The 1,051-nt window shown below is 27.6% G+C and carries 2 protein-coding genes; both read right to left on the bottom strand.

All coding sequences use genetic code 11. The annotated features are described in order from the left end of the window. Positions 1–157: 157 nt before the first annotated feature. Complete coding sequence (locus L21TH_RS13860; protein ID WP_052002706.1) at positions 158–604, bottom strand: hypothetical protein; 447 nt, start codon at positions 602–604, stop codon at positions 158–160. 127 nt (positions 605–731) lie between these two features. Then, a partial coding sequence (locus L21TH_RS14825; RefSeq protein ID WP_034429927.1) for a hypothetical protein occupies positions 732–1,051 on the bottom strand: 320 nt, incomplete at its 5' end.

The raw sequence follows: 1,051 nt of genomic DNA, 5'->3' as shown, positions 1-1,051 counted from the left end.
TGGTTATAAATATCTAAAAATCCATGAGTATATTTCTCAAAGCAACCTTTTATTTCTTCATGATTTATTGAGAACTTTCTTATACTATAAAATTCTTCTTTTGACAGTGGTTTTAACACTTTCATTTGTTGATGCACCTCTCTTACACATGCTCCCTTCATATCTTCTCTTCCAAAAGCCAAGGTAGCATAACTTCAAATTCCAATTGAATAACTGGTCTTGGAAAATTATCTGGTACAAGGTCTAATTTATCAGTAAATGTAAACTTCAAATTATTAACTTTTATAATATTTAAATTATCCCATTTTTTTGCTTTCTTACTAGGCTTTTTAATAATTTCTCCTACCAAATGATAGAATCCCATATATAAATGCTTACCTGTATCAGTTTCAAACTCCATAAATTCCCCTTCTTTTTGAGGGTCAATCCCTAACATTTTATAAAAATTCAGTACTTCTTTGGGAAATGTTTTACAATTCTTTATGTAGTTTTTACAATAAGCACAATCACAACCTTCTTCAACTGTTATACTATCATAGTATTCTTCTGTTTTTTCAGCATCTATTTTGAGTATCCAATCTTGTATATAAATAGTCTTCATCATAATATTCACCCTCTTAAGTTGCTTCAAATAGTCTATAGTTCTTTTAAAATTTAGATTTTCTACTAAAAATATATGAAAGATTGTACGGTATATTAACTCTTTATGAGCTTTTTTTTGAAGAAGATTATCAGTACGGAAAACCTATTTCACTATTCTCAAATAATAGCTTATATACACTTGCTGAAGAACTATATGCTGGTACTTCTATCTTTGACTTTAAACAATCATCAGTTAAGATTTTTAACTTATTAGACTTAGAAAAAAGTCGAATCTTTTCTAGATATATTTTATGCTCATCAACAAAAGGTGTAGTTTTTCCTTGGAGGTTTATAGAATCATTTTCTAATGAATATTTAAAAAAATGGTATGAAATATACGGTGCTAACACAGAAATCATAACTTCTAATCTATACAGTTGGTGACCTTTATTTAAATACAACTCAAATT

Origin of the sequence: Caldisalinibacter kiritimatiensis (assembly GCF_000387765.1) — a bacterium.
Taxonomy (GTDB): domain Bacteria; phylum Bacillota; class Clostridia; order Tissierellales; family Caldisalinibacteraceae; genus Caldisalinibacter; species Caldisalinibacter kiritimatiensis.
This window is presented reverse-complemented; position numbering and strand designations above follow the sequence as displayed.